General features: G+C 29.4%; 24 protein-coding genes. 21 read left to right on the forward strand and 3 right to left on the reverse strand.

The features are described 5' to 3' along the window. The 7 genes from rsmB (at position 1) to HCG76_RS00280 (ending at position 7,469) form a co-directional block, all read left to right on the forward strand. Positions 1–1,314 carry a 16S rRNA (cytosine(967)-C(5))-methyltransferase RsmB gene (rsmB, locus tag HCG76_RS00250; protein ID WP_221698350.1) on the forward strand — a complete coding sequence of 438 codons (1,314 nt, stop codon included), beginning with the start codon at positions 1–3 and terminating at the stop codon, positions 1,312–1,314. A gap of 11 nt (positions 1,315–1,325) precedes the next feature. Beyond that, a complete protein-coding gene (gene rlmN, locus HCG76_RS00255; protein WP_221698351.1) occupies positions 1,326–2,357 on the forward strand; it encodes a 23S rRNA (adenine(2503)-C(2))-methyltransferase RlmN in 1,032 nt (343 codons plus the stop codon). 15 nt (positions 2,358–2,372) lie between these two features. Next, the gene (locus HCG76_RS00260) at positions 2,373–3,089 is read left to right on the forward strand and encodes a Stp1/IreP family PP2C-type Ser/Thr phosphatase (protein WP_221698352.1); all 717 of its coding nucleotides are present in this window, start codon (positions 2,373–2,375) and stop codon (positions 3,087–3,089) included. Between the two features lie 2 nt (positions 3,090–3,091). Next, the gene (pknB, locus tag HCG76_RS00265; RefSeq protein ID WP_221698353.1) at positions 3,092–5,197 is read left to right on the forward strand and encodes a Stk1 family PASTA domain-containing Ser/Thr kinase; all 2,106 of its coding nucleotides are present in this window, start codon (positions 3,092–3,094) and stop codon (positions 5,195–5,197) included. Between the two features lie 120 nt (positions 5,198–5,317). Further along, positions 5,318–6,181 (forward strand): ribosome small subunit-dependent GTPase A, encoded by an 864-nt coding sequence (rsgA, locus tag HCG76_RS00270; protein ID WP_221698354.1) that lies wholly within the window; start codon positions 5,318–5,320, stop codon positions 6,179–6,181. Further along, a complete protein-coding gene (gene rpe, locus HCG76_RS00275; protein WP_221698355.1) occupies positions 6,181–6,828 on the forward strand; it encodes a ribulose-phosphate 3-epimerase in 648 nt (215 codons plus the stop codon). Before rsgA ends, rpe begins: the two co-directional genes overlap by 1 nt. A gap of 2 nt (positions 6,829–6,830) precedes the next feature. Further along, positions 6,831–7,469 carry a thiamine diphosphokinase gene (locus HCG76_RS00280; protein WP_221698356.1) on the forward strand — a complete coding sequence of 213 codons (639 nt, stop codon included), beginning with the start codon at positions 6,831–6,833 and terminating at the stop codon, positions 7,467–7,469. A gap of 334 nt (positions 7,470–7,803) precedes the next feature. Here the strand turns inward: HCG76_RS00280 and rpmB are convergent, their stop codons facing one another. Then, positions 7,804–7,995, reverse strand: a complete 192-nt coding sequence (rpmB, locus tag HCG76_RS00285) for a 50S ribosomal protein L28 (protein WP_005213497.1) — start codon at positions 7,993–7,995, stop codon at positions 7,804–7,806. A gap of 219 nt (positions 7,996–8,214) precedes the next feature. Between rpmB and HCG76_RS00290 the strand changes: the two genes are divergently transcribed. From HCG76_RS00290 to HCG76_RS00315, 6 genes are all read left to right on the forward strand, one after another. Beyond that, positions 8,215–8,565 (forward strand): Asp23/Gls24 family envelope stress response protein, encoded by a 351-nt coding sequence (locus HCG76_RS00290; protein ID WP_195988894.1) that lies wholly within the window; start codon positions 8,215–8,217, stop codon positions 8,563–8,565. 11 nt (positions 8,566–8,576) lie between these two features. Continuing rightward, positions 8,577–10,223 carry a DAK2 domain-containing protein gene (locus HCG76_RS00295; RefSeq protein ID WP_221698357.1) on the forward strand — a complete coding sequence of 549 codons (1,647 nt, stop codon included), beginning with the start codon at positions 8,577–8,579 and terminating at the stop codon, positions 10,221–10,223. 403 nt (positions 10,224–10,626) lie between these two features. Further along, positions 10,627–12,657, forward strand: coding sequence for an ATP-dependent DNA helicase RecG (gene recG / locus HCG76_RS00300; protein WP_221698358.1), 2,031 nt, complete (start codon positions 10,627–10,629; stop codon positions 12,655–12,657). Between the two features lie 124 nt (positions 12,658–12,781). Next, positions 12,782–13,339 (forward strand): 16S rRNA (guanine(966)-N(2))-methyltransferase RsmD, encoded by a 558-nt coding sequence (gene rsmD, locus HCG76_RS00305; protein WP_221698359.1) that lies wholly within the window; start codon positions 12,782–12,784, stop codon positions 13,337–13,339. A gap of 15 nt (positions 13,340–13,354) precedes the next feature. Continuing rightward, positions 13,355–13,834 carry a pantetheine-phosphate adenylyltransferase gene (gene coaD / locus HCG76_RS00310; protein ID WP_221698360.1) on the forward strand — a complete coding sequence of 160 codons (480 nt, stop codon included), beginning with the start codon at positions 13,355–13,357 and terminating at the stop codon, positions 13,832–13,834. Between the two features lie 18 nt (positions 13,835–13,852). Further along, positions 13,853–14,389, forward strand: coding sequence for an ATPase (locus HCG76_RS00315; RefSeq protein WP_221698361.1), 537 nt, complete (start codon positions 13,853–13,855; stop codon positions 14,387–14,389). Here the strand turns inward: HCG76_RS00315 and ylbJ are convergent. Both ylbJ and HCG76_RS00325 read right to left on the reverse strand, forming a co-directional pair. After that, entirely contained in the window at positions 14,375–15,460 is a 1,086-nt protein-coding gene (gene ylbJ / locus HCG76_RS00320) for a sporulation integral membrane protein YlbJ (protein ID WP_260457988.1), read from the reverse strand. The two genes, HCG76_RS00315 and ylbJ, sit on opposite strands and share 15 nt — an antisense overlap. Before the next feature lie 137 nt (positions 15,461–15,597). Further along, positions 15,598–16,803, reverse strand: a complete 1,206-nt coding sequence (locus HCG76_RS00325) for a nucleotidyltransferase (protein ID WP_221698363.1) — start codon at positions 16,801–16,803, stop codon at positions 15,598–15,600. 235 nt (positions 16,804–17,038) lie between these two features. Here HCG76_RS00325 and pta point away from each other — a divergent pair, with 235 nt between their 5' ends. The 8 genes from pta to HCG76_RS00365 all read left to right on the forward strand — a co-directional run bounded on the left by pta (position 17,039) and on the right by HCG76_RS00365 (position 23,433). Then, positions 17,039–18,046, forward strand: coding sequence for a phosphate acetyltransferase (gene pta, locus HCG76_RS00330; RefSeq protein WP_221698364.1), 1,008 nt, complete (start codon positions 17,039–17,041; stop codon positions 18,044–18,046). 31 nt (positions 18,047–18,077) lie between these two features. Beyond that, positions 18,078–19,277, forward strand: coding sequence for an acetate kinase (locus HCG76_RS00335; RefSeq protein WP_221698365.1), 1,200 nt, complete (start codon positions 18,078–18,080; stop codon positions 19,275–19,277). 160 nt (positions 19,278–19,437) lie between these two features. Continuing rightward, entirely contained in the window at positions 19,438–19,935 is a 498-nt protein-coding gene (locus tag HCG76_RS00340) for a YceD family protein (RefSeq protein ID WP_221698366.1), read from the forward strand. Between the two features lie 12 nt (positions 19,936–19,947). After that, on the forward strand, positions 19,948–20,133 hold the full coding sequence (gene rpmF / locus HCG76_RS00345; RefSeq protein ID WP_005213472.1) for a 50S ribosomal protein L32: 186 nt from the start codon (positions 19,948–19,950) through the stop codon (positions 20,131–20,133). Between the two features lie 58 nt (positions 20,134–20,191). Further along, positions 20,192–21,193 (forward strand): phosphate acyltransferase PlsX, encoded by a 1,002-nt coding sequence (gene plsX / locus HCG76_RS00350; RefSeq protein WP_221698367.1) that lies wholly within the window; start codon positions 20,192–20,194, stop codon positions 21,191–21,193. A 162-nt stretch (positions 21,194–21,355) separates the two neighbouring features. Beyond that, the gene (gene acpP / locus HCG76_RS00355) at positions 21,356–21,586 is read left to right on the forward strand and encodes an acyl carrier protein (protein ID WP_221698368.1); all 231 of its coding nucleotides are present in this window, start codon (positions 21,356–21,358) and stop codon (positions 21,584–21,586) included. 124 nt (positions 21,587–21,710) lie between these two features. Continuing rightward, on the forward strand, positions 21,711–22,409 hold the full coding sequence (gene rnc / locus HCG76_RS00360) for a ribonuclease III (RefSeq protein WP_221698369.1): 699 nt from the start codon (positions 21,711–21,713) through the stop codon (positions 22,407–22,409). Then, positions 22,402–23,433: an elongator complex protein 3 gene (locus HCG76_RS00365; RefSeq protein ID WP_221698370.1), complete on the forward strand. Its 1,032-nt coding sequence runs from the start codon at positions 22,402–22,404 to the stop codon at positions 23,431–23,433. Before rnc ends, HCG76_RS00365 begins: the two co-directional genes overlap by 8 nt. The last annotated feature ends 61 nt before the right edge of the window (positions 23,434–23,494 follow it).

A 23,494-nucleotide genomic window follows, 5' to 3' on the forward strand; every position in this document is an offset into this window, starting at 1 on the left:
ATGAATAGTAGAGAAGTAGCATTAAACATAATTAACAGAGTTCTAATTGAAGGAGCATATTCTAACTTAGTTTTATCTAATGAATTAAACGAATCTGATTTAAATGAAAAAGATAGAGCTTTAGCAACAGAACTTGTTTATGGAACTATAAGAAGAAAGAAAACATTAGATATGATAATTTCTAATTACATTAAAGATATATCTTTAATGGATGAAAGAGTATTAAATATCTTAAGAATGGCTATATATCAAATGCACTTTTTAGATAAGGTGCCAGAATTTGCAGCTTGTAATGAAGCTGTTGAATTAGCAAAACAAATTTCAGTTCAAGACTCAAAGTTAGTTAATGGAATATTAAGAAGTTATACAAAAAATCCTGATGATATGGATGTAAAAGATAAAATTGATAGATTAGTATATCAATACTCTTATGAACCATGGTTTATAAGAATGGTATATAAACAATACGGAGAAGAAAACGGAAGAAAGATTTTATCAGGATTAAATGCAACACCTAAAGTGACTGTTAGAGTTAATGCAAGCAAAGCTGATTACGATGAAGTATATGAAAAGCTTGAAGAGTTAGGATATGATGTAGAAGAAGGATACGCTTGTCCTGAAGCTATAATAATAAAGGGTGGAAGCTCTATTGAAAACAATGAGTTATTCAAAGAAGGATTAATTACAGTTCAAGATGAAAGTGCTATGCTTGTTTCACCTATATTAGATTTAAAAGAAGGTGATATTGCATTAGACCTTTGTGCTGCACCAGGAGGAAAAACAACTCATATAGCAGAATTATTAGAAGGTACAGGAAAAGTTCATGCATTTGATTTACATGAAAATAAATTATCTTTAATTAATGAAAACTTAGAAAGATTAGGATTAAATAATGTTGAAGTAGATGTTATGGATGCAACAAAATTAGATCCTAAATATGTAGCATATGCTGATAAGGTATTAATAGACGTACCTTGTTCAGGACTTGGTATAATAAGAAAGAAACCAGAAATTAAGTGGAACAAATCAAGAAAGTCACTTAAAGATTTAGTACCAACACAAAGAGAAATAATGGAAAATGCTTGGGCATACTTAAAAAATGGTGGTACTATGATTTATTCAACTTGTACATTAAATACAGAAGAGAATCAAGATAATATTGAATGGTTCTTAAATAAACATAAAGATGCAAAGGTAGAAAAGATATTCTTAGGAAATATGGATAACTTCATTTATAACAATGATGGTTCTTTAACAATATTACCAAATGAATATATGGATGGATTCTATATTTGTAAGATTTCTAAAAAGTAGTAGGTGAACAAATGTATAATATTTTAGATTTTACATTAGAAGAATTACAAAACTGGATGAAGGAAAATGGTGAAAGTGCTTTTAGAGCAAAACAAGTTTTTTCTTGGATTTATAAAGAGGTATGGAACTTTGATGAAATGAAGAATATACCAGGTGCTTTAAAGGAGAAGTTAAAAGAAAACTTTGCTATTGAAATTCCTAAAATTGTAGAAGTATATGAATCTAATGTAGATGATACTAAGAAAATGTTGTTATCTATGAAAGATAATAATTTAATAGAATGTGTTCTTATGAAATATAAACATGGGAATTCAATTTGTGTATCTACTCAAGTTGGTTGTAGAATGGGGTGCAAATTTTGCGCCTCTACAATCGGAGGTAGAATAAGAAATTTAAGTGCTGGAGAAATATTATCAGAAATAATGGTAGCACAAAAATTCTTAGGAGAAAGAATTTCTAATGTTGTTTTAATGGGAAGTGGAGAACCGTTAGATAATTATGATAATGTAGTTAAGTTTTTAAATTTAGCTAATGCTGAATATGGATTAAATATAGGGCAAAGACATATAACATTGTCTACATGTGGATTGGTGCCTAAAATAAAAGAATTGGCAGATTTAAATTTAAGTATTACATTAGCAATTTCATTACATGCCTTTAGTGATGAAAAAAGAAAAACTATAATGCCTATAGCAAATAAATATAGTATAGCTGAAATATTAGAAGCGTGTAGATATTATATGGATAAAACTGGACGTAGAATTACATATGAATATTCATTAGTGTCTGGAGTTAATGATGGAAAAGAAGATGCTAAATCTTTAGCAAAATTATTAAAAAACATGAATTGTCATGTTAATTTAATTCCTGTTAATGAAATTAAAGAAAATGAACTGAAGAGACCATCAAGAAAAACTATAGAAGATTTTGAGGAAATATTAAAATCACAAGGGATTGAAGTTACAGTAAGAAGAGAAATGGGTACAGATATTAATGCCGCTTGCGGACAATTAAGAAGAAGTTATCTAGATACTCAAAAATAAAGGGGAGAAGAAAAAATGGTGGGTATAAAAAGTGATGTAGGTATAGTTAGAAGCTTAAATGAAGATTATGCTGGATACATCGAGGAAGAGGAATTTAAGTTATATGTTGTAGCTGATGGTATGGGAGGGCATAATGCTGGAGAAGTAGCTAGTGAAATGGCTGTAAAAGCTGTTGAAGCATATGTTAAAGAAAATTATAAAGAACAGGGTAGTAATGTACTTGAAAATGCTGTTCTATTTGCAAATGAAAAAATATATAATAAGGCGATAGTGGGTTCGGAATACAAAGGTATGGGAACAACTTTAGTTGCAGCTTTAGTATATAGAAATACTATTATTGTTGCTAATGTTGGTGATAGTAGTTGTTTTGGTGTTATTGATAATAATATTACTAAAATTACAAAGGATCATTCTTTAGTTCAAGAATTAATAGATTCAGGAAGTATAACAGAAGAAGAGGGTAGAAATCATCCAAAGAAAAATGTTATTACAAGAGCATTAGGAACTAATAATGTTGTTAAGATTGATATATTTAAAGTTGATATAAATACTTATGATAAATATTTGTTGTGTACAGATGGATTATCTAACGAAGTTTTAAAAGAAGAAATATTAATGGAAATAAATGATATTAATGACTACAATACTGCCTGTGACAAGTTAGTTTTATTAGCAAAGAATCGAGGGGGAAGAGATAATATTACGGTCTTGCTATTTGGAGGAGAGGTGTAGAGATGATCGGTGAAGTATTAGGCAATAGATATGAACTGATAGAAAAAATAGGTGAAGGCGGAATGGCGATAGTTTACAAAGCTAGAGATAATAAGCTAAGTAGATTAGTTGCTGTTAAAATTCTAAAAAAAGAATTTGCCAATAATAAAGATATTTCAGATAAGTTTAAAAAAGAAGCAACAGCTGTAGCTAATTTTTCAGATGCAAACATAGTTAATGTATTAGACGTTGGACATGAAGAAGAAGGAAATATTGACTATTTTGTTATGGAATATGTTAATGGTAAAACATTAAAGGAGCTAATAGTTGAAAATGGAAAGTTAAACTATACAGTTGCTATTAGTATAGGAATTCAAATAGCAAAAGCTTTAGAATGTGCTCATAGGAATAATATTATTCATAGAGATGTAAAGCCACAAAATATATTAGTTACTGAAAGTGGATTAGTAAAGGTTACTGATTTTGGAATAGCTAAAAGTTCAACTTCAGCAACTATAACTAATACAACAACTATAATGGGATCTGCTCATTATTTATCACCAGAACAAGCTAAAGGGACATTTATTGATTTAAGATCAGATATTTATTCTTTAGGAATAGTCTTATATGAAATGGTAACGGGAATACTTCCTTTTGATGGTGAATCACCTGTTACAATTGCATTAAAGCATATTCAATCAGAACCAGTTGAGCCTAAAAAGCATAATGAAGCTATACCAGAAGCGCTAAATAATCTAATAATGAAGGCTATAAGCAAGGAAAGTATAAATAGATATCAAAACTGTAGAGAATTAATAAATGATTTACAAAAGATAAAAGAGAATCCTAATGTAGCTATTGGTGCTAGAATGAATTATGATGATGGTAGAACTATAGTTATGGAACCTATTAGAACTGAACAAATTTTAAATAATAATGTAAATGCAACACCAAATAAAAACTTATATTCAAAGTCTGATTTTGAAAATGATTATGAAGATGAAGATGATGAAGAGGATGAAGATTTCTTTGACGGAAGAAATAATTCAAAAAAGAAAAAAAGCAATAATAAAGTTATAATAATTGTTGGAGTTATAATTCTTGCATTTGCATTATTAGGTGGAATTGCATTTGGTTCAGGATTACTTAGTAGTGGGGGAAGTAATAAAACTGTTACTGTGCCTAGTATTGTTGGTATGACAGTAGAAAATGCTACTAAGGAATTAGAAAAGGTAGGATTAAAGCTTAAGGTCTCAGAGACTGTTGAAAGCGATAAAGAGGAAAATACTATATTAGAAATGAACCCTATAGAAAACACACAGGCTAAAAAAGGTGATACTATAGAAGTTAAGGTTTCGGGTGGAGTAGCTAAAATAAAAGTTCCAGACTTAAGAGATTATGAAATAAATTATATAGAAGATTTATTAACTCAAAAGGGATTAAATTGGAGTATTACAGAACAATATAGTGAAAATATAAAATCAGGATATTTAATTAAGCAATATCCTGAAAGAGATACAGAAGTTGCTAAAGGAACGACTATTGAACTTACTATAAGTAAAGGTCCTGAAGTTAAGCTTGTATCAGTATCTAATTATTTAGGTCAAAATGTAGATACAGTTAAGAGCGATTTAGAAGCGCTAGGATTAGTTGTTAAGCTTAAAGAGCAACAAACAGATAGAGAGTCTGAAAATGGAGCTGTATTAGAGCAATCAATTGAGGGCGGATCAAAGGTTTCTGCTGGAACACCAATAACTCTTACTTATGGAAAATATGTAGAAAGTACTATTGATGTTACTCAGTATATAAGCGTAGGTATGTCCTTAGTTGATGCAGTTAATTCTTTAAATACAGCAGGAATATCATATTCTATAACAGGAGGAACTCCTCAAACAAGTGATATGAGTCTTTATGTTGTTACAGGATTTACAAATAAAATTAAAAAGGGTGAAACTGTTAAGATTCAAGTTAAAAAGAATGAAACTAATCCACCTATAAATCCTGATAAGGATGATGCAACAACTACAACTCCTGAAGATGGAGATTCTACAAATGCAAATGCAGGTGTAGATAATGGAAATGGAAATGGAAATGCAAATGGAAAACCAAATTCTACAGCAAACAATTAAAAAATAAGATTGTCTATTTTTAGGCAATCTTATTTTTTTTAAAATTTGTACAATAAAATATTGCATTTAATTTAAAATAGTGTTTATTATAATAAGAAGAGTAAAAAGTTTGGAGGTACTATGAAAGGAAAAATAATTAAAGGAATTGGTGGGTTTTATTATGTAAAAACTGCTGATGGATTAATTGAATGTAAAGCGAGAGGTAAATTTAGACATAAAGATATGAAACCTCTTGTTGGAGATGATGTAGAAATCATAGTTGATAATGGTAAAGGGGTTATTTGTGATATTCATGAGAGAACGTCTGAACTTATTAGACCTACAGTAGCAAATGTAACACAAGCGTTTGTTGTTTTTGCTATAAAAAATCCAGATATAAATTATGATTTATTAAATAGATTTTTAGTATTATGTGAACATAATAATATTAAAGCTATAGTTTGTTTAAATAAGGTTGATTTAGTATCGGATGAAGAAAAAGAGTTTGTTAAAAGTAAGATAAATGCTATTGGATATGAGGTGTTATTTATTAATGCTAAAAAGGGCTTAGGTGTAGAAACTTTAAAAGAAAAGCTAGAGGGGAATGTAACGGTCTTATGTGGTCCATCAGGAGCAGGAAAATCTACATTGATTAATACTTTAACAGAAAAATATCATATGGAGACTGGAGAAGTTTCTGATAAAATAGGAAGAGGAAAACATACCACTAGGCATAGTGAACTTATTGATGTAGAAGATGGATACATAGTTGATACCCCAGGGTTTTCGACGTTAGAAGTAACTTTTATTGAAAAGGATGATTTAAAATATTGCTTCCCTGAATTTGAAGAATATAATAATAAATGTAAATTTAGAGGTTGCTTGCATTATAAAGAGCCTAGCTGTGCTGTGAAAAATGCAATTGAAGAAGGTAAAATTAATAGTTTTAGATATGAATTTTATATAAGAACTTTAGAAGAAATAATGAATGGGAGGAAATATTAATGGTTAAAATAGCACCGTCTATATTATCAGCAGATTTTTCAAAATTAGGAGAGGAAGTAGTAAAGTTACATGATTGTGGAGCGGATTTTATTCATATTGATGTAATGGATGGAGAGTTTGTGCCTAATATTACTTTTGGAATGCCTGTAATTAAAGCAATAAGAAATAAAACAGATAAGGTATTTGATGTACATTTAATGATAAATAATCCTCAAAGATATATTGATGATTTTATAGATGCTGGAGCAGATATAATAACTATACACTATGAATCAGAAAGACATTTAGATAGGGCTATACAATATATTAAATCAAAAGGTGTTAAGGCTGCTGTTGCATTAAATCCAGCTACACCAACAATGGTTTTAAAAGATATAATAGCTAATTTAGATATGGTTTTAATAATGTCTGTTAATCCAGGCTTTGGAGGGCAAAAGTTCATTCCTTATTCTTTAGATAAGATTAAAGAAGTTAAGGAAATGGCTATAAAAGCTAATAATCCTGATATTTTAATTCAAGTTGATGGTGGAGTAGATAGAAGTAATGTTAAAGGTGTTATTGAAGCTGGTGCTAATGTTATAGTAGCAGGATCTGCTGTTTTTGGAGACGGAAATATAGAAGAAAATATTAAAGCTTTAAGAGGATAATTATGAATTGTTTAATAGTAGCTGGAGGGGTTAAACCTAAGGATGAAGTTATTAAGTATTATTCAAAAAAATGCGAGTTAATAATAGGTGTGGATAAGGGGTGTAATTATCTTTTTGAAGCTAAAGTAAAACCGCAATATATAGTAGGGGATTTTGATTCTTCTAATTTAGATATTATAGATGAGATAGTTAAGCAAGGTGTAGTTAAATATAAATATCAATGTGAGAAGAATTTTACTGATTCTGAAGAAGCTTTTGAATTAGCAATATCAAAGGGAGCAAAAAGAATTGAGTTTTTAGGAGCTACAGGTGATCGTTTTGATCATACATTAGGTAATTTAGGTTTGTTATTAAAAGCTTTAAAATCAGGTGTATACGCTGAAATAGTTGATGATAGAAATAGAATGTTCTTAATTAATAGAAATACTGTAATAAAAAGAGATGATAAATATAAATATGTGTCATTTTTAGCATATAACAATAGAATTGAAGAGTTTTCTATAAGAAATGCTAAATATCTTTTAGATAAGTATTCTTTAGAAATAGGAGACTCTAGAACTGTATCTAATGAGTTTATAGATGATGAAATAGCTTTAGAGCTTTCTAATGGAAGTATCTTAGTAGTTTATTCTAAAGATTAAAATAAAAAAATAAAAAAATTTAAAAAAATAAGCACCACTTTACAGTTACTTGCATAATATGTGTAGTAAGGAGTGGTGTTTTTATTTTTAAAAAGTACTATTCTTTGACAGCTTAGAAAACACAAAATGAATGGAGGGAGAGTTTTGAAGATTATCGCTATTAAATTGCCTAAATTTTTATCATCTATAATTAAATTTTTTACTAGAAAAAAATAAGTACATAGGAGAAAGATAGCAGAAGGCTATTAAGGATAGTATACCTTTTATTTATACATTATTAAATTTAAATAATAAAAAATGCAATTGAATAATCAATTGCATTTTTTATTTGAACTTATATTGCTCTTTCAACCTTACCAGATCTAAGGCATCTTGTACAAACGTGAACAGTTTTTGGTGTTCCGTTAACTAAAGCCTTTACTCTCTTTATGTTAGGAGCCCAAGTTCTCTTAGATTGACGATGTGAGTGTGAGTATTGAGTTCCAGATACTACACCTTTATTACAAACTTCGCATCTTCTTGCCACTTGAAAACACCTCCTTATGTTTGAAGATAATTTCTCTTCAATAGGACAAAATAGATTTTAACATAGGTCGTATAAAAAAAGCAACCCTATTTGAAAAAAATATTAAAAAAAATTATGTTATGTTGTTAATTGGCGAATGAATAGGATAAATTTACTTGAATTAATATAGTAACTAATATACAATAATCTATATGGAAAGATAAAAAAGGAGGATTTTCTATGGTAGGATATTCAAATGACCTTGGAAGTATACATTACTCTGAAGAAGTATTAGGAAAGATAGTAGGCTTATCAACAATGGAGTGCTATGGAGTTGTTGGTATGGTTTCAAAGAATGCTACTGAAGGCTTATGGGAGTTAATGAGAATTGAGAATTTAAGTAAGGGTGTTAAATTAAGATTTAATGATGAAGATAAATTAATAATAGAATTATCAATAATGGTTGAATACGGAACTAAGATTTCTGTAATAGCTAATAATATAATTCAAAAGGTGCGTTATAGTGTTGAAAATTATACTGGACTAAAGGTTGCTTCAGTTACAGTTAATGTTCAAGCGGTAAGAGTCTAGGAGGTAACAGAATGAAGTATGATAGAATAAACGGCCATGATTTTTATAATATGGTTGTTAATGCTAGTAATAGATTATTGGAGGAAAGTGATTTCGTTAATGCGTTAAATGTTTTTCCTGTGCCAGATGGTGACACAGGAACTAATATGTCAATGACTTTTAAAGCAGCAGTAAAAGAAATAGAAAACTTGAATTCAGAATCAATTGGAGAAATTTCAAAGAAGCTAGCTAAAGGTGCTTTAATGGGTGCAAGAGGTAACTCAGGTGTTATCTTATCTCAAATACTTAGAGGGATTTCTAAGGGATTAGAAGGGAAAACAAGTGTTAATAGTGTAGAGCTTGCTAATGCTTTTGTAGAAGGTAGTAAGGCTGCATATAAGGCTGTAATGAAGCCTACTGAAGGTACTATTCTTTCAGTTGTTAGAGCAGCTTCGGAAGGAGCAGTAAAAAGTAATGCAACTGATATAGTAGAACTTTTAGGTGAGACTGTAGTTGAAGCTAAGGTAATGCTTGATAAAACACCAGATCTTTTACCAGCTCTTAAAAAAGCAAAAGTAGTAGATTCAGGTGGTATGGGATTATATATCATATTACAAGGAATGTATGATGCTTTAAAAGATGGAATAAAAGCTGAGATAAAGGATATAGTTTCTACTGGATCAGTGGGAGCAAGTGCTCAAGAAATAGAAGATATAGATATTAAATTTGGATACTGTACAGAATTTATAATATTAGGAGATGCTTCTAAAGCAAAAGCATTCCAAGATGAAATAGAACCACTTGGTGATTCTATGATAGTTGTTGGGTATGATGATGTAATTAAAGTACATATTCATACTAATGATCCAGGTTTAGTATTATCTAAAGCTGTTACCGTAGGTGAATTATCTAAAATTAAAATTGATAATATGAGAGAAGAGCATAGAGAAGTTTTAATGTCTAAAGAAGAGTATGCTGTAGGCAAGAATGAAGAGGTTGAAGCAGAAGTAGCTCTAGAAAAGAAGAAATATGCCTTTATTTCAGTTGCTATGGGAGAAGGAATAACTCATGTTCTTAAAGATTTAGGTGTTGATTATGTAATTGAAGGTGGGCAAACAATGAATCCATCTACTCAAGATATGATGGAATGTATATCTAAATTAAATGCTGACCATATATTCATATTACCTAATAATAAGAATATAATAATGGCTGCAACTCAAGCAGCAGAAATATCAGATAAAGATGTTAGAGTTATACCAACTAAGAGTATTCCACAGGGAATTACTTGCATAACTATGTTTAATGCAGAACATGAAGTTGATGAAAATGAGGCTGCTTTAATGGAAGCATTAGAACTTGTTAAGACAGGCTCTGTAACTTATGCAGTTAGAGATACTGAAATGGATGGAATAGAAATTAAAGAAGGTAATATGCTTGGACTTATTGAAGGAAAAATCAATAAGGTTGGAGAAGATTACTTTAAAGTAGCTGAAGAAGTTTTAGAGTCTATGATGGATGAAGATAGTGAACTTATAACTATATTCTATGGTAAAGACGTAGATGAAAGTAAAATAGAAGGATTTACAGAAAAATTAGAAGAAAAGTATGAAGATTGTGACGTACAATTCTACAAAGGAGATCAACCTTTATACTACTTTATAATGGCTGTAGAGTAAACTTAAAAGCACAAGAGGTTTAAAATTTCTTGTGCTTTATTTTTTTATAATATAAAATAGATTTAAATATAAAGTCAAGGGCCTTCGGCCAATTAAGGGGTTAAATTTAGCTTTCGCTAATTTTAAAAGGAAACACCTTCTCCTAAACGTCGAATGTGTAACTTCAACTTGCCAAATTCAAATTTGGAGTTTCAGTTAAGGGTTTGCTAAAGCAAACGTTAAAAAGTTAAGGAGGAAATTACTCCATAATTTATTTAACTAGCTGAAAGACTATTAACCTTATCGTAGACAACTCTTACCCTTTGGAGTAACGAAGCGTTGTTCAAAAACTTAACTGGACTTTAGGCCCTTAACTTTTATTTGTTTTGTAATTTAATTAAATGTTTGTGAAAGGATAAGTTGAATGGATATATCGCAAGATGTAAAGTATCTAAAGGGTGTTGGACCTAAATTGTTAGAGAAATTAAATAGATGTGGGATATTTACTGTTTTAGATTTACTTTTATATTTTCCTAGAGATTATGAGTTTTTGAGAAGTAATATTCCTTTTAGTGAGATAGATGAAGAAGATAAACAAGTATTATCTTGTGTTTGTGTAGGAATAGATAGAGATGTTAGAACTAAAACTGGAAAAACATTAACTACTATAAGATTTAATTATTTAGGAAATTTAGTTTTAGGTAAATGGTTTAATCAAGGCTTTGTAAAAAATACATTTAAAATTGGGCAAAGTTATGATTTGATGGGAAAGTTTAAAAAAGTTACTAATAGATTAGAAGTTATTAATCCTATAGTAGGAGTTAAATTAGCTAAAGAAAATGAAATAGTACCTAAATATAGTTTGAAAGGTGATTTAACAGATAAAATATTAATAAAGCTTATAGGTAATTGTTTAGAGCAAATAACAATAAAGGATAATTTGCCAAAATATTTATTAGAAAAATATAAAATGACAAATTTAGATTTTGCTATAAAAAATATTCACTTCCCTACAGGTAAAAGAGAGCTTGAATTAGCTATAAATAGATTGAAGTTTCAAGAATTATTTACTTATTCAATGAAGCTTTTAATGCTTAAAAAGAATCTACGAACTAAAAATGGCATTGAATTTAAGCTAGTAGATGAATTAAAGGATTTAAAAGCAGCTCTTCCTTATAGTTTAACAGATGCTCAAACTAGAGTAGTAAGAGAGATATTAAGGGATCAAAAAAGTCCATGGCCTATGAATAGATTAGTTCAAGGAGATGTAGGAAGTGGAAAAACTGTAGTAGCTTTAATTGCTATGTTTAATGTTATTAAAAATGGGTATCAAGCTACCTTAATGGTACCTACAGAAATATTAGCTAATCAACATTACTTAGAAGCTAAAAAGTTATTAGAACCTTTTGGTATACATATTGAATTATTAACGGGAAGTACACCTTTAAAAGAAAAAAGACGTATAAAAGAGCTTATAACTACAGAAGAACCAGTAATAGTAATAGGAACTCATGCATTAATTCAAGAGGATGTAGATTTTAAAAATTTAGGATTAGTTATAACAGATGAACAACATAGATTTGGTGTAGAGCAAAGAAGTAGACTTATAAATAAGGGAAGACGTCCTGATGTTATGGTAATGACAGCAACACCAATACCAAGAACCTTAGCTTTATATGTTTATTCAGATTTAGATATATCAGCTATTGATCAATTACCGCCAGGTAGAAAGCCGGTAGATACAAGATTTTTTAATGAAGGTGAAAGATTTTCTGCTTATGATTTAGCTTTAGATGAAATTGATAAGGGACGCCAAGTTTACATAGTATGTCCACTTATTGAAGAAGATGAAGATATGAAGTTGAATTCAGTTGAAAAGTTATATAATGAATTAAGTAATGGTGTTTTTAGAGGTATACCTATAGAAATTTTACATGGGAAAATGAAGCCTAAGGAAAAAGATGAAATTATAAATAGATTTAAAAATAATGAAACAAAAGCAATAATTTCAACAACAGTAATAGAGGTTGGTGTTAATGTTCCTAATGCATCTGTTATGATTATTGAAAATGCTGAAAGATTTGGTTTAGCACAATTACATCAGTTAAGAGGTAGAGTTGGAAGAGGTAGTTATGAATCCTATTGTATATTAATTGCAAAAGCAAAAACTGAAAATACAAAAAAGAGAATGGAAATTATGACAAGTTCAACTGATGGATTTTATATATCTGAAGAGGATTTAAAATTAAGAGGATCAGGAGAAATGTTTGGAAGAAGACAAAGTGGAGATGAAGAATTTATTTTAGCTAATATATATGATGATATGAATATATTAAGATGTGCTAAAAGTGAAGCTAAGATATTGCTAGATTCTGATGAGGAAGAAAAGGTTAAGTTTTGTAATGAGGTAAAAAACTCCTTAGAAAGATGGAGTAAATATATTTGTTTCAACTAAACAAATTTATATAGGTGATTACTTTAATATAAAATATAATGAAAGTAGTTTAAATAATAAAAAAATTGTTAATAAATTAATTATATGTTAGAATTATAATGTTAATGACAAAGGAGGAAATTAAATGAGAATTATAGCAGGAAGAGCAAGAGGACGTAAGTTAATACCTCCAGCAACTATGGAAACTAGACCTACTTTAGATAGAGTTAAAGAAGCTATGTTTAGTACAATACAAAATTATTTACTAGATGCAGTAGTAATTGATGTATTTGCTGGAACAGGTAGTTTAGGATTAGAAGCGGCAAGTAGAGGGGCTAAAGAAGTGTATTTAGTTGATAAGAGTGCTGTAACCTTTCCTTTATTAAAAGAAAATGTTAAAAATTTGAAATTTGAAGATTTTTGTTTTCCTTTAAACATGGATTCATATGAAGTTCTTAGAAATTTAGCTAAGAAGGGTAAGGTAATGGATGTTGTTTTTATAGATCCACCTTATTGTAGAGAAATGATTCCAGAAGCAATTAAAATTATTAAGGAAAATAATATGTTAAGTGAAGATGGTATAATAGTAACTAAAATAGATTCAATAGAAGAAATTTATGATGGGTATGAAGATATAAGATTATTTAAGAGTAAGAAGTATGGTAACACAACTGTATGTTACTATAAATATATTAGAGAATAACTTAGGGAGAAAATTATGAGAGTTGCAATTTATCCAGGTAGCTTTGATCCTATTACTAATGGTCATTTAGATATTATTACAAGAGGATCAAGGGTTTTTGATAAGCTAATAGTTGGTGTTTTAGTCAATGTTGATAAAGTAGGATTATTTCCTATTGAAGAAAGGGTAGAGCTTATAAAAAGAGTAACAGCACATTTAGATAATGTTGAAGTTGTTAGTTTTAATGGACTTTTAGTTGATTTAGCTAAAAAGAATGATGCAAGAGTTATATTAAAAGGGTTAAGAGCTGTGTCAGACTTTGAATATGAATTTCAAATGGCATTAATGAATTCACAATTAGACTCAGAAGTAGAGACATTATTTATGACAACATCTGCAGCTAATTCATTCTTAAGTTCTTCATCAGTTAAGCAGGTTGCTAAATTTGGAGGGAAAATTAATGGGTTAGTTCCAGATGAAATAGTTGATGATGTTATTAGAAAAATTAAGGGATAAAAACTTAGGGGGGATATTTTGGAAAAGGTAGAATTGAGTGTTATTGAGCTATTAGAATATCTACAGGATATGGTAGAAAATTCACCTAAAATGCCTATAACAGGAAAGACAATTATTGATAAGAAAGAATTTGATGAAGTGATTGATCAAATAATTAATTATTTACCAGATCAGTTCAAAAAAGCTCAATGGGTTGTTAATGAAAAGGACAGAATTCTTAAAGAAGCACAAAGAGAATTTGACAATGTCAAAAAAGAAACATTTGAGATAATGAAGCAAAATGTTGAAAGTCATGATATTGTTAGAGAAGCTAAAATGAGAGCAAATGAAATAATAGCTCTAGCACAAAGGGATGCTAAAGCTATTAGAATAGGGTCTAGAGAATACTCAAATGAAATTTTAATGCAATTAGATGTTGAGATAGAAAAACAAAAGACTCAGTTAATTAAATCTATGCAAGAATCTTTTGAGAAAGTAGCAAAAGATATAGATGATAATTTAACTAAAACAGGAACAATAATTAAGGAAAATATAGCAGAATTAAGAACGATGTAGTTTTCTAAAAAATGCAATTATTAAAGTTCCTATTAATAAAAATGCTATAAATAACGTAATTAATATTGATATATTATAATTATCAACTGTAGCAGATGATGTATAAGCTGTATATTGTAGTGAAAATACACTACTTATAATGAAGGTTATTCCAAAACTTATTATGCCTTGAATAAACTTCATAAAGCTGTATTTAGCTATAGATATATCATACTTATAAATGAAAGAGCTTATTTGAGCTATTACTGATAATCCAGAAAAAGAACAAATAAAGCTTATTATAGCTAATTTAAAGGGTAGTGTTAATGGTAATGTTGTTATAAGTTTACAACCGTTAGTAAATTCAACACTACCTAAAAATAATCCGTAAATTGAATATTTAGGGAGATTTAAAAAAGCTTCGATATTATTAAAAGCAATGCTTATATAAGCATTGTTTTTTATTATGCTTACAATTATAGAGAATAAAACTACAAAGGCTCCTACTTGTAGTGTAGTGTTTATTCCGTTATCTAAAGCTGATTTTAAGGCTGAACCAAAGTTTGTATTAGTGTCGTTTTTAGGCAATTCTTTAGAATTAGATGAAATTTTACTACGATTTATTGTTAAAATACCTACAATGATTGGAGACAAATAATTGGAAATGAGTAAAATAAAACCTAATTTTATATCACCTAACATGGTTGCTCCTATGGAACCTATTATAAACATTGGGCTAGCATTACTAGCTATATTTAAAAGTCGTTCAAATTCTTTCTTATCTATGTATCCTAAAGAGTAAAGATCACAACAATATTTACAGCCAAGAGGATATCCGCTTAAAAAGCTAGCAGCTATAGGGAAAGAAGAGGATTTTGAAAGTTTAAGAGGTTTACATAAAATAGGTCCTAATATTTTTGAGTATAATCCAACGCCATCATATGAAATCAAAAGATTGCATATTACTGAAAATGGAAAAATTGTTGGAATTATTGTTTTTACAACTAAGTTTACTCCAACTAATGCGGCATCTATACAACTTTGTAGATTATATACAAAAAGAAATATAAATCCTGTAATTAAAAGGCACATAAAATAATTTCTATTTTTGTTAAAGAGTTTGAATAGTAGTAATAATAGAAAAAATATGATTATTAATAAAAAAATAATACTATACATGGTATCCCCTCCCATCTATAGTATTTATATGCAGTATACATAAGGTATTATTAATATTTTATTATTGGACTTATAAGATAATCGCTATTAGAATTTATTTTATTATTTAAGTTTGAGTAAGCTACTGTAGCCTGTATATCTAACTTCAATAAGGGGTTATCAACGAAACGAGGTACTTTTGTAATAAGAGGTATAGTAGAATTAGCTTTTATCAATGAAAGAAGTTCTCTACCTGTCTTATTAAAGCCTAATACTCTAGCGTATAGATTATTTGGATCTTCTATATTTAAGAAGGTATCAGAATCAAGACCAAGATAAATATGAGTTAAAAGTCTTGAAATTTTACTATAGGTATATCTTTTACTTTTTACTTTTAAAATGAAATCTTCATATGAAATTGATGAAGATATTTCTTTTATTAATTTATTTTCTAGACCTTCAGTTATTTCGTAAAGATTGTTAAAATTTATACATTTTGTTTGGATTTTATATTTAATAAATTTAAACATATTTTCATCGAAAACGAAAGGATAAGAATTTTTCTGTAAATTTTCAAATACTTCAAATGATTCATTAGGAATTAAATTTTTTAATGATTCTATTGAAGCTTCGTTTTTTAACAACTCTCTAATTGATGTAGCTGATGAAAAAGAGTTTGATAAATTTTTGTCGTTGTAATTTGAACCTTCTCGTTTAAGTGTTGATGGTATAATAGTGCTATTTAATCTCATAATAGATTTTATGTATTCTATTCCTAAAATGTTATTTGATGAAGTTACTATGTTGTTTATAGCATCATCTTTTAGATATTCTATTAAGCTTTTTTCACGAGCTTTAGCAAAAGTATCGCCTTTTGATAAGTGTTCTTTGATGAGTGTTTTAAATTTATCATCTTCGTTGACTAAAGTTTTAGATATTTCACTTAATTTTTCTACATCGCCACATTCTGAGCCAAAAAATAAATTATTAACAATACCAAGGTTATGAAGTATTGATACAGAACCTTTTGCAAAAAATTCAGCAGATGAAACTGCGTAGTAGGTAGGAAGTTCGATTATTAAATCAACTCCATTATTTAAAGCCATTTCAGTTCTTTTCCATTTATCAATTATTGCAGGACCACCTCTTTGAACAAAGTTTCCACTCATAACACAAACAATAGCATCAGCGTTAGTAGCCTTCTTTGCCTCTGTTAAATGGTAAAGATGTCCATTGTGAAATGGATTATATTCAGTAATTATTCCTGTTACATTCATATTTAAACTCCTTTTTGGGAAATATAAAAATATTATAGCATAGAGAAGGAAATGTTAAAGATGTTATATAATATTAATATTAATATTATATAAAAAACAATATATAGTAAATTCAGAAAATTTATAATATAAAGAATTAATTTTTTGAGCAATTTAGGTATTGAAAAATATGTACGCATAGGAGTATAGTAATAGTGAAGATGAGACCGTACAAATTCGAAAGGGGAAATTAGACATGGAACTTATGGATAAATTATGGAATGCGGCTAAGGAAAATAAGCAAAGAATAGTTTTACCTGAAGGTGATGAAGAAAGAACTATTGTTGCTACTGAAAAAATTCAAAAGCTAGGATTAGCTTTCCCGATTTTAGTAGGTGATGAAGAAAGAATATTAGAAAAAGCTAAAGAGCTTGGAGTTGATTTAACTGGTGTTGAAATAATCGATCCAAATAAATCAGAAAGACTTCAAGATTATATAAATGCATTTTATGAGTCAAGAAAAAATAAAGGTATGACTTTAGAGAAGGCAGATAAAATCGTTAGAGATCCATTATATTTTGGAACAATGATGGTTAAACTAGATGATGCTGATGGAATGGTATCAGGTGCTGTTCATACAACTGGAGATTTATTAAGACCAGGTTTACAGATTATTAAAACTGCACCAGGAGTATCAGTTGTATCAAGTTTCTTTATTATGATGGTACCAGGATCTAAGTATGGAGAAGATGGAATGCTATTATTCTCTGACTGTGCTGTTAATCCAAATCCAAATTATGAACAATTAGCAGCAATTGCAATTGCAACAGCTGATACAGCACGTAACCTTTGCAAAGTAGAGCCAAGAGTTGCGATGTTATCATTTTCAACAATGGGAAGTGCTGATCATGAAATGGTTGACAAGGTTAGAAAAGCAACAGAACTTGCAAAAGAATTAAGACCAGATTTACTAATTGATGGTGAATTACAATTAGATGCAGCTATAGTAGATAGCGTTGCAGCTCAAAAGGCACCAAATAGTAAAGTTGCTGGTAAGGCAAATGTATTAATATTCCCAGATTTACAATCAGGAAATATAGGATATAAGCTAGTTCAAAGATTTGCAGGAGCAGAAGCAATAGGACCAATGTGTCAAGGATTTGCTAAACCAATTAATGACTTATCAAGAGGATGTAACGTAGACGATATAGTTAACGTTGTAGTGTTAACAGCAGTTCAAGCACAAGCTCAAAATGCAAAATAAAAAATTTAATAATTTTAAGAGGTGTTCAAAGATGAAAGTATTAGTTATAAACTGTGGAAGTTCTTCACTTAAATATCAATTAATCGATATGACAACAGAAGAATCACTAGCACAAGGATTAGTTGAAAGAATAGGTATTGAAGGTTCTGTTTTAACTCAAAAGGTTGAAGGTAGAGATAAGTATATAGTAAAACAACCTATGGCAGATCACAAAGATGCAATAAAGTTAGTTTTAGAAGCTTTAGTTGACGAACAAAACGGAGTTATTTCTTCAATGGATGAAATTTCAGCAGTAGGACATAGAGTTGTACATGGTGGAGAAAAGTACAATGAGTCTGTTATAATTGATGCAGAGGTTAAATCATATATAGAAGAATGCTTTAAATTAGCTCCACTTCACAACCCAGCAAACATGATAGGAATTAATGCTTGTGAAGAGTTAATGCCAAATACACCAATGGTAGCTGTATTTGATACTGCATTCCACGGAACTATGCCAGAAGAAGCATTTATTTATGCACTTCCATATGAATTATACAAGAAGCACGGAATAAGAAAATACGGATTCCACGGAACTTCACACAAATATGTTTCTCAAAAAGTTGCAGAAGTTATGGGAAGAGACGTAAAAGATTTAAAAATAATCACTTGTCATTTAGGTAATGGTGCAAGTTTATGTGCTGTTAAAAATGGAGTATCAGTTGATACATCAATGGGATTCACACCACTTGAAGGTGTAGCTATGGGTACTAGATGTGGTAACATAGATCCTGCAATAGTTACTTTCTTAATGAAAGAAGAAGGTTTAACTGCTGATGAAGTTAATGATTTAATGAATAAGAAGTCAGGAGTTCTTGGAATATCAGGATTAAGCTCAGACTTTAGAGATATAGAAGATGGAGCTTTCAAAGAAAAGAATCCAAGAGCTATATTAGCATTAAAAGTATTTGAATACAAAGTAAGAGCTACAATAGGATCATATGCAGCTATAATGGGTGGAGTAGATGCTATAGTATTTACTGCTGGTGTAGGTGAAAATGGACCAGAAACTAGAGAAGAATGCTTAAAGGGATTAGAATTCTTAGGTGTTGAAGTTGATAGAGAAGCAAACAATGTTAGAGGTAAGGTAAGAGAAATATCTAAGCCAGGATGCAAAGTTAAAGCATTTGTTATACCAACTAACGAAGAATTAATGATTGCTAGAGATACTTTAGAATTAATCCAAAAGTAATTATATAAATAGGCTTGACTTTTTATGTCGAGCTTTATATAATAAATTGTGTTTGAATTCAGTAAATTTTAGCGAGGAGTGAAATTTTGCTTTAGCTCAAGCTATACATAATGTATAATATACCTTAGAGGTATGAGGATTATATCCAGAGCTTTAAGATATGGTGATTAATTTTTCAGATTTATTATCTAAGAAGAACAGAAAAAAACAGATATCTTTATCATTCGAGTTAGAACCTTTTGAATTCGAAGGAGAAGAAATTAGAGCAATTGAAAAAGTTGATGTAGAAGGGGTTGCAATATCAGAAAATGATGTTATAGTAATAGAGGCTTCTATAAAAACTAAGCTAAAGCTAAATTGTTCTAGATGCTTAGATACCTTTATCTATCCAATAGATATTGATATAGAAGAAAGGTTTACAAATAATAAGGAACTTCAAGATGAAGAAATTATGTTTGTAGATGGTGATACGCTAAATATCACTGAAATTATTGAAAATAGTATTATTTCAACCTTACCTATCAAAAGACTTTGCAAAGAGGACTGCAAGGGACTATGTTCTCAATGTGGTGCAAATAAAAATGTTGAAAATTGTAGCTGTTTAGATTATGATGTTGACGTTAGGCTTGCAAAGCTTAGAGAGTTGTTTGGGGAATAAGGAGGTGTAATAATGGGAAATCCAGCTAGAAAGACATATAGAGCAAAAAGAGATTCTAGAAGAGCTCAAACTTTTAAGTTAAGCTTACCAGGAATAGTTGAATGTCCACAATGCCACGAAATGAAGATGGCTCACAGAGTTTGTAAGAACTGTGGATTCTACAAAGGTAAAGAAGTAGTTGCTTCAACTGAAGAATAAAAGAAAGTCTTATGACTTTCTTTTCTTTATATATAAAGAAATATAAGGGGTGAAAGAAATGAGGATTGCTATAGATGGTATGGGTGGAGATAATGCACCGCAAGCTGTTGTTAATGGTGTAGTGCAGGCTCTTAATGAATTTAATGACTTAGAGTTTTATATAACTGGACCTGAGGATGTAATAAAAGAACAGTTAAAAAAAGAAAATTACACGGGAAATAAAATAACTATAGTTGATGCTAAAGAAGTTATATCAACTAATGAGCATCCGGTTATGGCTATAAGAAAGAAAAAGGATTCAAGCCTGTGTAAAGCTTTAAACCTAGTTAAAGAGAAAAAGTGTGATGCTGTTTTATCAGCTGGAAGTACAGGAGCATTTTTAGCAGGTTGTAATTTTATTGTAGGAAGAATAAAAGGTGTTAAGAGACCAGCATTAACTCCTATTATGCCAGGTAAAAATGCACCATTTATGATAGTTGATGCAGGAGCTAATGTTGATTGTAAGCCAGAATATTTGGTACAGTTTGCTCATATGGGCAGAGAATACTATAAAGGTGTATTAAAAGTAGAAAACCCTAGCATTGGATTAGTTAACATAGGTGCGGAAGAAGAAAAAGGTAATGAGTTAACTAAAGCTACATACCAATTGCTAAAAAATGAAGAAGGTCTTAATTTTGTAGGTAATGTGGAGCCAAGAGATGTAACATTAGGAGATACTAATGTTCTTGTTTGTGATGGTTTTGCAGGAAATACAATATTAAAGATGTATGAAGGAACAGCATCTACTGTTTTAAAGATAATAAAGGATGAAATGCTTTCTTCAGGTGTTAAGGCAAAGGTTGGGGCTCTTTTATTGAAACCTGTATTTAAAAGTATAAAGAAAAAGTTCGATTATAAGGAATATGGTGGAGCACCATTCTTAGGTGTTGATGGTATTTGTATAAAAGCTCATGGTAGCTCTGACGGAAAAGCATTTAAAAATGCTATAAGACAAAGTAAGCAATTCTATGACAGTAAGGTTTTAGAGAAAATTAAGGAAGAGTTAGAGCTAAAAGCATAGAAAATAAATGCTTTTAAAGTTTTAATATATTTTATCAAATATTCACTAGAAGTAAAATTCTTATTATATATATTTGTTTTCGTAATAAATATATTGAATCTATATTGACGACAATAAAAATATATAATATTATCTAAATGGGTGTGTTTAGGAGGTGAAAGAATGTTTGAGAAGATTAAAGAAATCATTGCTGATAAACTAAGCATTAGTGAAGACGAAATAACTATGGATTCAGCATTTTTAGAAGATTTAAATGCAGATTCTTTAGATATAGTTGAACTTATAATGGCTTTAGAAGATGAGTTAGATATGGAAATTCCAGACGAAGATGCAGAAAACTTTGTTACTGTTGGTGATGTAGTTAAATTTGTAAAGTCACATGTTGAGGAATAAATAAAATCCCGCAGTATTTGCGGGATTTTATGTTATAAATTACTTTTATTAAAAATCAAAATAGTTTATTCTTGAATTTGTTTTTATAAGCAAGTTGAAGAATAAACTTGAAGGAGTGTAAAAAATGAATAATTTCTATCAGAAAGAAGCTGAAGATATAATAGGTATTAAATTTAATGAACCTAAATTGTTAGCTACAGCTTTAACTCATTCATCGTATGCAAATCAGCATAGAGATGAAGAGTATAATGAAAGATTTGAGTTTTTAGGAGATTCAATTCTTCAAGTATGTATCACTGAATATTTATTCTTAAATTATAAAGAAAAAAGTGAAGGTGAATTAACAAAAATACGTAGTTTAATTGTTTGTGAAAATTCTTTATATGAAATAGGTAAATCTTTAAATTTAGGCTATTTATTAAGAATGAGTAAAGGTGAAGAATTAACTGGAGGAAGAGAAAGAGTATCACTAATAGCAGATGCTGTTGAAGCTTTAATTGCGGCTATATATTTAGATAAAGGCTTAGAGTTTGCTAAAGATTATATTATAGGTAGATTTGAAGATATAATAAAACGTGCTATAAATAATGATATAATTTTGGATTATAAAACTAAGTTACAGGAATATCTTCAAAAGAACGGTGAAATATCAATAGTATATGAGCTTATTAAGTTTGAAGGTCCTCCACATAGAAGAAAATTCTATACAAAGCTTATAATAGACAATAATGACTTAACATGTGGAGAGGGATATAGTAAGAAAGAGTCAGAACAAAATGCAGCAAAAGCAGCTTTAAAGGTTTTGGAGGAAAAGAATGAGTAAAAATTATTATATAATTCCTATTTTTATTTCTCATCAAGGTTGTCCTCATCAATGTGTATTTTGTAATCAAGATAGAATAGCAGGAAAATATGAAGAAGTTTTTGCTAAGGATGTAAGAAAAACTATAGATGAGTATTTAGAAACTATAAATAGCAAAGGTGCTACTATAGAAGTATCATTTTTTGGTGGAACATTTACAGCAATTGATGTAAATAAGCAAAAGGAATTATTAGAAGTTGCTAGGGAATATAAACAAAAAGGGCTAATACATAAAATAAGATTATCAACTAGACCTGATGCAATATTACCTTATATTTTAGGATATTTAAAAGAATATCAGGTTGATATAATAGAACTAGGAGTTCAATCACTAGATGATCAGGTCTTAAGAAAGGCTGGAAGAGGGCATAGCGTTAATGATGTAGTAATTGCTTCTAAGCTTATTAAAGAAGCAGGATTTACTTTAGGGCATCAAATAATGCCAGGATTGCCTGGTGATAGTTTTGAAATTGATATAGAAACTACTAAAAAATCAATAGAAATGAGGCCGGATATATGTAGAATATATCCATCTTTAGTTATTAAGGATACACCTATGGAGGATATGTATAATAGAGGAGATTATGTACCATACTCTTTAGATGAGGCTGTATATATTTCAGGTGAAATGCTTAAATTATATAATGAAGCAAAGGTTAAAGTAATTAGAATTGGATTACAACCAACAGATACTATAACAACAGGAAAAGATATAGTAGATGGACCTTTCCATCCAGCTTTTAGGGAGTTAGTTGAAGGATATTTAATTTGTGAAACTTTAGACAAAAAATCTCCAAAAGAAAAGGATATTATAGTTGAAGTTAATGAAAAAGATATTAGTAAATTATATACTAATAAAAAGCAATACTTTAAAAGGTTCTTAGCCAATAGAGAAGGTAAGGTATATGTTAATACTAATAATAAGGTTAAGAAAGGAAAAATTAAGTTAACAGTTATTGAGAGTAGAGAAGAATTTAAAATATAATTGTTGTAATTTAGACTTTAGTAGATAAAATAATAAAGGATATAAATTTAGGTGGCAAGGG

Source organism: Clostridium sp. K13, from assembly GCF_019734195.1.
In the GTDB taxonomy this organism is placed as follows: Bacteria; Bacillota; Clostridia; order Clostridiales; family Clostridiaceae; genus Clostridium.

Coding starts and splice junctions, on each gene's coding strand:
- rsmB (WP_221698350.1), top strand. CDS start 1: ATGAATAGTAGAGAAGTAGCATTAAACATAATTAACAGAGTTCTAATT.
- rlmN (WP_221698351.1), top strand. CDS start 1,326: ATGTATAATATTTTAGATTTTACATTAGAAGAATTACAAAACTGGATG.
- HCG76_RS00260 (WP_221698352.1), top strand. CDS start 2,373: ATGGTGGGTATAAAAAGTGATGTAGGTATAGTTAGAAGCTTAAATGAA.
- pknB (WP_221698353.1), top strand. CDS start 3,092: ATGATCGGTGAAGTATTAGGCAATAGATATGAACTGATAGAAAAAATA.
- rsgA (WP_221698354.1), top strand. CDS start 5,318: ATGAAAGGAAAAATAATTAAAGGAATTGGTGGGTTTTATTATGTAAAA.
- rpe (WP_221698355.1), top strand. CDS start 6,181: ATGGTTAAAATAGCACCGTCTATATTATCAGCAGATTTTTCAAAATTA.
- HCG76_RS00280 (WP_221698356.1), top strand. CDS start 6,831: ATGAATTGTTTAATAGTAGCTGGAGGGGTTAAACCTAAGGATGAAGTT.
- HCG76_RS00290 (WP_195988894.1), top strand. CDS start 8,215: ATGGTAGGATATTCAAATGACCTTGGAAGTATACATTACTCTGAAGAA.
- HCG76_RS00295 (WP_221698357.1), top strand. CDS start 8,577: ATGAAGTATGATAGAATAAACGGCCATGATTTTTATAATATGGTTGTT.
- recG (WP_221698358.1), top strand. CDS start 10,627: ATGGATATATCGCAAGATGTAAAGTATCTAAAGGGTGTTGGACCTAAA.
- rsmD (WP_221698359.1), top strand. CDS start 12,782: ATGAGAATTATAGCAGGAAGAGCAAGAGGACGTAAGTTAATACCTCCA.
- coaD (WP_221698360.1), top strand. CDS start 13,355: ATGAGAGTTGCAATTTATCCAGGTAGCTTTGATCCTATTACTAATGGT.
- ylbJ (WP_260457988.1), bottom strand. CDS start 15,460: ATGTGCCTTTTAATTACAGGATTTATATTTCTTTTTGTATATAATCTA.
- HCG76_RS00325 (WP_221698363.1), bottom strand. CDS start 16,803: ATGAATGTAACAGGAATAATTACTGAATATAATCCATTTCACAATGGA.
- pta (WP_221698364.1), top strand. CDS start 17,039: ATGGAACTTATGGATAAATTATGGAATGCGGCTAAGGAAAATAAGCAA.
- HCG76_RS00335 (WP_221698365.1), top strand. CDS start 18,078: ATGAAAGTATTAGTTATAAACTGTGGAAGTTCTTCACTTAAATATCAA.
- HCG76_RS00340 (WP_221698366.1), top strand. CDS start 19,438: ATGGTGATTAATTTTTCAGATTTATTATCTAAGAAGAACAGAAAAAAA.
- rpmF (WP_005213472.1), top strand. CDS start 19,948: ATGGGAAATCCAGCTAGAAAGACATATAGAGCAAAAAGAGATTCTAGA.
- plsX (WP_221698367.1), top strand. CDS start 20,192: ATGAGGATTGCTATAGATGGTATGGGTGGAGATAATGCACCGCAAGCT.
- acpP (WP_221698368.1), top strand. CDS start 21,356: ATGTTTGAGAAGATTAAAGAAATCATTGCTGATAAACTAAGCATTAGT.
- rnc (WP_221698369.1), top strand. CDS start 21,711: ATGAATAATTTCTATCAGAAAGAAGCTGAAGATATAATAGGTATTAAA.
- HCG76_RS00365 (WP_221698370.1), top strand. CDS start 22,402: ATGAGTAAAAATTATTATATAATTCCTATTTTTATTTCTCATCAAGGT.